The sequence below is a fragment of the Arthrobacter sp. CAL618 genome (genome assembly GCF_000468215.1).
GTDB lineage: Bacteria > Actinomycetota > Actinomycetes > Actinomycetales > Micrococcaceae > Arthrobacter_D.
The window spans coordinates 7,482-14,696 of sequence record NZ_ASZW01000105.1 but is presented as its reverse complement, the minus strand read 5'-3'; the positions used below and the strand labels follow the sequence as shown (position 1 = coordinate 14,696).

7 protein-coding genes are annotated in these 7,215 nt (G+C 65.4%); 5 read left to right on the top strand and 2 right to left on the bottom strand.

Translation table 11 applies throughout. The features are described from left to right. Positions 1-203 (top strand): AMP-binding enzyme (locus tag K728_RS23125; RefSeq protein ID WP_443110935.1); only part of this gene is annotated, 203 nt, incomplete at its 5' end. Positions 204-238: 35 nt separating this feature from the next. Further along, positions 239-1,480: an AI-2E family transporter gene (locus K728_RS0106825; protein WP_019483862.1), complete on the top strand. Its 1,242-nt coding sequence runs from the start codon at positions 239-241 to the stop codon at positions 1,478-1,480. A 136-nt stretch (positions 1,481-1,616) separates the two neighbouring features. On the opposite strand, the gene K728_RS0106820 is transcribed toward K728_RS0106825, so the two are convergent. Continuing rightward, a complete protein-coding gene (locus K728_RS0106820) occupies positions 1,617-3,149 on the bottom strand; it encodes a sodium:solute symporter (RefSeq protein WP_024476269.1) in 1,533 nt (510 codons plus the stop codon). Positions 3,150-3,334: 185 nt separating this feature from the next. Between K728_RS0106820 and K728_RS0106815 the strand changes: the two genes are divergently transcribed. The 3 genes from K728_RS0106815 to K728_RS0106805 all read left to right on the top strand — a co-directional run bounded on the left by K728_RS0106815 (position 3,335) and on the right by K728_RS0106805 (position 6,757). Continuing rightward, positions 3,335-3,913 (top strand): helix-turn-helix domain-containing protein, encoded by a 579-nt coding sequence (locus K728_RS0106815; protein ID WP_019483864.1) that lies wholly within the window; start codon positions 3,335-3,337, stop codon positions 3,911-3,913. Positions 3,914-4,093: 180 nt separating this feature from the next. Next, on the top strand, positions 4,094-5,086 hold the full coding sequence (speB, locus tag K728_RS0106810) for an agmatinase (protein WP_019483865.1): 993 nt from the start codon (positions 4,094-4,096) through the stop codon (positions 5,084-5,086). Beyond that, positions 5,087-6,757 (top strand): thiamine pyrophosphate-binding protein, encoded by a 1,671-nt coding sequence (locus tag K728_RS0106805; RefSeq protein WP_019483866.1) that lies wholly within the window; start codon positions 5,087-5,089, stop codon positions 6,755-6,757. Positions 6,758-6,785: 28 nt separating this feature from the next. Here the strand turns inward: K728_RS0106805 and K728_RS22345 are convergent. After that, positions 6,786-7,215, bottom strand: a 430-nt coding sequence (locus K728_RS22345; RefSeq protein ID WP_443110934.1) for an FAD-dependent oxidoreductase, incomplete at its 5' end; no start/stop codon positions are given.

The following is a 7,215-nucleotide window of genomic DNA, read 5'->3' as shown; positions in this document are numbered from 1 at the left end:
GGGGCGAAGAGGTGGTGGCCGCCGTCGTGATCCGCGAGGGACACCAGTTCAGCGGGGACGCGCTGAAAGCCTTCTGCCGGGGCTCCCTCGCCGCCTACAAGGTGCCGCGCCGTATTGTGGTGGTAGAAGAACTGCCGAGGTCACTCATCGGCAAGGTGCTGCGGCGCCGGGTTCGAGATCAACTAATTGCCGGCGACAGCTGAAATGCGCCACCCCAGTGAACAAGGAGACAGGGACTGTGTTTAACATTTTCAGGCGCACCAAGGAGGCACCGCGCGGGGAAGAACGCCGGGAGGAAACTGCCGACGTCGACACCCCAGAGCCGGTGGGGAGCCCCTGGCGCGACTCGCTGGGCCGCAGCAGCACGCGCGCAGCTCAGGTTCTGCTGATCCTGGTGCTGGCGGTCATCGTGATCTACGGCCTGATCCAGGTGCGCTTGGTAGTGATCCCACTGATCATTGCCCTGATTCTCGCGGCCGCCATCGGCCCGCTGGTGAACTGGTTGCGGCGTAAGGGGTGGCCCAGTGCGCTCGCCACCGCGTTCTCCTTCCTGCTCCTGCTTGGAGTATTGGGTGGTGTGATCACGGGCATCGTCTTCGCTGTCCAGAGCCAGCTCGACGAACTGGTCGACAACGCATCGCAGGGCTTCGACCAGATTTACGAATTCGTCCGCGATGGCCCGCTGCCCATCGATGAGCAGCAGATCTCCGACGCGCAGGAATGGCTGATCGACTTCGCCACCAGTGCCACAGCCGGAGCCGGTGCCGTATCGGGCATTACGGCAGCCGGCGAGTTCCTCACCGGGGCTGTGCTGATGGTGGTCATCCTGTTCTTCTTCCTCAAGGACGGCGACAGGATCTTCGCCTTTGTCCTGCGGCCCTTCAAGGGTGAGCGGCTGGTCAAGGCCCGCCGCGTGGGAATGCACGGACTGGAGACGCTCGGTGGGTATGTTCGGGGAACCGCGATTGTCGCTTCAGTTGACTCGGTGGTCATCGGCATCGCCCTGTTCATCCTGGGCATCCCACTGGCGCTCCCGCTCGCGGTCATTGTGTTTGTTGGTGCGTTCATTCCCCTGGTGGGTGCGACGGCGGCCGGAGCGCTCGCCGCTCTGGTGGCACTCGTGTCAGACGGGCCGACTACCGCACTGATCGTGATTGTCGTGGTGATTGCCGTGAACCAGATCGAGGGCAACTTCCTGCAGCCTGTGGTGATGGGCCGCTCCCTGAGCGTGCACGCCCTGGTCATCCTGGTGGCGTTGACCGCCGGCACCATCCTGGCCGGTATTATCGGCGCCATCCTGTCGGTGCCCATTGCGGCAGTCACCTGGAGTGCCATCAAGTCCTGGACCGGTGAAGAAGACGGACCAGTGACCCCCGCCGACATCAGGCAAGCCGAGATCGATACCAAGGCCGACGCCGTCGGCCGTGGCCGCAGCAGCAGGCCTGGCCGGAAGATCAAATCCTCGACAGCCAAGTCGTAGGCCTGGGCGCCCCGGCTCGCCCCCCGCGACACCCCCACNCCCGGATCGAGTCAACACCAATAACAGGTTTCCGGAAGGAAATCGGCTATGAGTGTTGACTCGATCCTTGGTGGGAGCGGCGGCTCTGCGTTGCGGGCTAGCGGGTGGTGGAGGTGACGGGTACTGCGACCTCGTCCTCAGCGGCGCCCGCCACGCGACGCTCCCAGGCGGCCATGACCGCCGGGTCGGTGCGCTTGGTGAGGAACGAAACGATCACAAACACCAGGGCCGAAGCGATGAGTCCGTAGTAGATCGGTTCGTTGGCGTAGATACCGTCGTACTGGTTCTCGGCGTTGACCTCAAGGTAGATCATGGTGCCGAGGGTGAAGACCGTGCCGGCAGCCATCGAAGCCGCTGCTGCGACGCCGGTGGCCCGCTTCCAGACCAGTCCACCGATGATGGAGACCAGCAGGCCGCCAACCAGGATGGCGTAGGCAATGGTGAGAGCTGCGACCACGTCCTGGACGATGACCGCCAGCGCGATGGCGACCAGGCCCAGACCCAGCACCCACCAGCGGTTGGCGGTGACATCGTGCTCGGGGTTCTCGGCCTCGTCCTCGGTGGTGGTGTCGATGCTGCTCTGGCCGCCACGGCCAAACCAGCTGCTGACGAATGGCACGACGTCGGCACGGGCCACTGTCGCAGCGGCGATCAGTGAACCGGATGCCGTAGACATCATGGCGGCGACGGCAGCCGCCAGCACCAGTCCGCCGATGCCGATCGGCAGGACGTTGATGGCAATATCCGCGTACACGTCGTCCTGGGACTCGATGTTGGGGAGGATCACGCTGGCCGACATGCCGATGATCGCGCCGGCGACGCCGTAGAGGATGCAGTAGACGCCTGCCGTCACTCCACCCCACCGGGCCACGGTGGGTGTCCGGGCAGTGAAGACGCGCTGCCAGATGTCCTGCCCGATGAGCAGGCCCAGGGTGTACACCACAAAGTAGGTGATGATGCTCTGCAGGCCGATGCCGGTGATGCTGAAGAACTCGGCTCCGGCACGCTCGGAGATGCCGTCGAAACCGCCGGCGTTGATCAGGGCGAAGGGCAGCATCAGGGCAAACACGCCGATGGTTTTGATGATGAACTGCGCCATGTCGGCCAGGGTGATGGACCACATGCCGCCGATTGTCGAGTAGATCAGCACGATCGCACCGCCGACGGCGATCGAGGCTGCGCGGTCCCACCCGAACAACACCACAAAGATGGTGGCGTAGGCGCCAGTAGAAGTAGCGCAGAGCATCAGGGTGTAGGCCAGCATGACGATGCCTGAGGCCTTGGTGGCCTCGGCGCCATAGCGCAGGGTGAGCATTTGGGAGACCGTGTAGATCTTCAGCTTCTGCAGGGTTGGGGCAAAGAGGAGGCTGAGCAGCAGCACCCCAACCCCGATGGCGACGACGAGCCACATGCCCGAGATGCCGTAGGTGTAACCGAGGCCGACGCCACCGACTGTCGAGGCGCCGCCCAGTACTACCGCCGCCATGGTGCCGGTGTACAGAAGTGGGCCGAGGCGCCGGCCGGCGACAAGGTAGTCGCTCGTGTTCTTGGTGCGGGACTTGCCCCACCAGCCGAACGCCAGCATGCCTACGAGGTAGACCACCACGATCGCAATATTGATGAATTCCATGGTGCTCCTGATTGTGGGGGTTTCGGTTAGAAAGTAACCTATAGAAAACTTATGTTTCGCTATAGGCTAGTTGTGACCTTGCTAACAGGTCAAGTGTGTGATCAGGGCGGTCCTCGGGGAATCCTCGGTATGCTCATAGTCGATGTCCGCCCGGGTGATTGTCCTGCGCAGAGAGATGGTAGCCAGTGAAGGCCCTGCCCGTAGAACCCAGCAACGCCCCGGTAGCCATCGGGTCTCGAATCCGTGCTGCCCGGCAATCCCAGCGGATGACCATTGAACAGGTTGCGGCTGCCACGGGGCTGACCAAAGGGTTCCTGAGCCGCGTGGAGCGGGACCTGACGTCACCGTCGGTCGCCTCTCTGGTGACGCTCTGCCAGGTCCTTTCCATCTCGATCGGTGACCTCTTCCTGGTGCCGGAGACCCACCTGACCCGTCTGGCGGAGGCTCCGCGGATCAGCCTCGGTGGTGAAGGCATTAACGAACGCCTGGTGACGGCCCGCTCCGAGCGGCGGCTCCAGATGATCCGCGCGGTCATCGAGCCTCATGGGCGAGGCGAGAGCGAACTGTATTCGGTTGACTGCGAGGTGGAGACGCTGCACGTTGTTGCCGGCAGATTTGTCCTGATCTTCTCGAATGACCGGTATGAACTGGAGGCCGGGGACACCGTCACGTTCCCCGGCCGTGAACCCCACACCTGGTTCAATCCCACCGATCTGGAAGCGATTGTTCTCTGGACCCTGGTCCCCGCGGCTTCCGGCGGATAATACCCGGACCGCAGGCCCGGAGGACCGGTGATGTGGGCGCAATTTACGGATCCTTTAAGGGGGAGCTGTCACCCTGTTTCGGCGGCTTCAGTGTTGACCGAGACGGGCATCACAATTAGCCTTATGAAAAACAGTTGATGCTTATATGGCAACTTCTGTTTCCCCAACCCGGAGGTACCCATGGAACAGCCGCGCGTCACGGCCAATGGAAACATTGGCCCCATCGATTCCTCACGGATTCCCCGTTATGCCGGCGCCGCGACTTTTGCCCGGCTGCCGCGACTCGACGAGGTGGACCGGGCCGACATCGCCGTCGTCGGTGTCCCCTTCGACTCGGGGGTGTCCTACCGGCCGGGGGCCAGGTTCGGGTCCAACCACGTCCGCGAATCCTCGCGCCTGCTCCGCCCCTACAACCCGGCCCTGGACATTTCTCCGTTCGAGCGGGTGCAGGTGGCCGACGCCGGCGACATGGCGGTTAATCCCTTCAATATCAACGAGGCGATCGAAACCATCCAGCAGAATGCGCTCGATCTGACCGCCGACGGCACCAAGCTGGTCACGCTGGGTGGCGACCACACCATTGCGCTGCCCTTGCTGCGGGCTGCCTCCGAACGCGCCGGCGCACCCGTGGCGATGCTGCACTTCGATGCGCACCTCGACACCTGGGACACCTATTTCGGCGCCGAGTACACCCACGGCACACCCTTCCGGCGCGCGGTAGAGGAGGGCATCCTCGACACCGAGGCCATCTCCCACGTGGGCACCCGCGGCCCGCTCTACGGGGTGAAGGATCTCGAGGACGACCGTCGGTTCGGGTTCGGGATTGTCACCTCCTCCGACGTGTTCCGACAGGGTGTCGACGAGGTGATTGCCAAGCTGAGGGACCGGATCGGCAACCGCCCGCTGTACATCTCCATCGACATCGACGTGCTGGACCCGGCGCACGCCCCCGGGACGGGGACACCCGAGGCGGGTGGCATCACCAGCCGTGAGCTGCTGGAAATCCTCCGCGGGATGCGCGGCATGAACCTGATCGGGGCCGACGTCGTCGAGGTCGCCCCCGCATACGACCATGCGGAGATCACCGGCGTCGCGGCATCGCACGTCGCCTACGACCTGGTGTCCCTGATGGCGGACCAGGCCACTACCAACACCACGGCGGAGGAACGCTAAATGGTCACCAGTGACAGTGTTGCAACAGCACCGCCGGCACCCCTGACAGGTGAGCGCAACGGTGGGGACCTCGTCGTCGAGACCCTCAGCGCCCTCGGAGCGACCACCGTTTTCGGCATTCCCGGCCAGCACGCGTTGGGTTTGTTTGACGCGCTGTCCCGGTCGGAGCTGCGTTTCGTCTCCTCGCGGGTGGAGAACAACTCGGCATTCGCCGCCGACGGGTTCTCCCGCGCCACCGGGCAAGTGGGAGTGCTGTTCCTGTCGACCGGGCCGGGCGCGCTGACCGCGCTTGCAGGCCTGCAGGAGGCCTACGCCACCGGCGTACCAATGGTGGTCATCGCCAGCCAGATCCCGCTGGAGGGTCTGGGCGCCCGGCGGAAGGGCATGCTGCACCAGCTCGACGACCAGAAGGCCTCGGCGGCGAACGTCACCAAGAGCCAGCGGCTGATCCAGCACGCCTCGGGCATCCCCTCAGCCATTCAGGACGCCTGGACCGAAGCCGTTTCCTCACCGCAGGGGCCGGTCTGGATCGAGGTGCCGCAAAATGTGCTGCTCGACCCGGTGATGGTGCCGCAGGTCGAGGACGCGCTCGCGGAGCCCTTCGACAACCCGCCCCGGGTGGAGCTGGTCCGCGAGGCAGTGAAGTGGCTGACGGAATCCAAGCGTCCGGCCATCGTGGCTGGCGGCGGAACCCGTCGTGGCAACGCCGAACCGTGGCTGCTGTCCATCGCCGAGAAGCTCGGCGCCCCCGTGCTGTGCTCGCCCGGCGGGAACGGCGCGTTCCCGTGGGAGCATGAGCTGTCACTGCAGGCGTGGGTGGAGGACCGCTACGTTACCGAGGTTCTTGAGGATGCCGATGTGGTGCTGGTGGTCGGATCCTCGCTCGGTGAGGTGACCAGCAACTACTTCACGCTCGAACCGCGGGGGCGCATCATCCAGATCGACGCCGAACCCCGGGTACTCGAATCCAACCGGCCAGCCCTGGGCATCCGTGCCGATGCCGGCCAGGCGCTCGCTGCCCTCGATGAGGCGCTGCCCGCGCTGGACCGTGACCGCACCGCCGGGTACGACGCCGTCACGCTGGTCGCCGAAACCCTCGCCAAGGTGCAGGGACGGCTGGATGCGCAGGACCTCGCACTGGAACGCAAGTTCATGGCGGACATCCGCGCCGCCGCGCCGGCCGGACTGCAGACCTACTGGGATATGACCATCGCCGCCTACTGGGCGTGGAGTTGCTGGGACGCCAAGGATGGGCAGTTCCATTCGGCTCAGGGCGCTGGCGGGCTGGGGTACGGTTTCCCCGGCGCGATCGGTGGCGCCGTCGGGCTCGGGGAACGTGTCCTGGCGGTCTCCGGTGACGGATCGTCGATGTATTCGATTGCCGAACTGGCCACCGCCAAGCAGCACAACCTGCCGGTCACGTGGCTGATTGTCGACGACGGCGGTTACGGCATTCTGCGCGAGTACATGGAGGGCGCGTTCGGGAAGGCCACCGCCACCGAGCTGACCCGGCCGGACTTCGTGAAGCTCGCCGAAGCCTTCGGTGTGCCGGCGGTCAAGGTGGCCCCGGGCGACGTGCGGCAGGCGCTGGAGGACAGTTTCGCCGCGGAGGGGCCCAACGTCGTCGTGGTCGAAACCCTGCTCCGCCTGTTCGCCCCCACCCACCTGTAGTCCGGTAACGGGGGAACCCGGGGAGGTGTCACTGCATGGTGAAGGTGCGGGCAATAGTGTCGTGGACGGCCGGCACCGCGTTGCACCGGCCCAGGAGGGTATTCCGGGCCGCCAGCACCGGCCGCGGCAGGGGGCGCCCGAGCGCCATGTTCAGGTGAGCCTGGCGTGCAGCCGTCACAGCAGCCCGACGGCGTCGCTGGTCAAACGCCGACAGGTCGCGGCCGACGTCGCGACCGTCAACCAGTGACGCCGTGATGATCGGGACCAGCTCGGTGGCATCGAGCCACCCGAGGTTCATCCCCTGCCCGCCGATCGGGCTCACCTGGTGGGCCGCGTCCCCAATCAGCACGGTCCGCCCGGACACGAGCCGCTGGGCCAGCCGCCGGTGCACGTCGAACGCGCTCAGCATCGAGATGCTGTCCACGTCCACCCGCACGCCGGTGCGGGCAAGAATCAGC

Bases quoted from the DNA above. Each gene is read 5' to 3' on its own strand.
- K728_RS0106820 (WP_024476269.1), bottom strand. From the start codon at position 3,149: ATGGAATTCATCAATATTGCGATCGTGGTGGTCTACCTCGTAGGCATG.
- speB (WP_019483865.1), top strand. From the start codon at position 4,094: ATGGAACAGCCGCGCGTCACGGCCAATGGAAACATTGGCCCCATCGAT.
- K728_RS0106805 (WP_019483866.1), top strand. From the start codon at position 5,087: ATGGTCACCAGTGACAGTGTTGCAACAGCACCGCCGGCACCCCTGACA.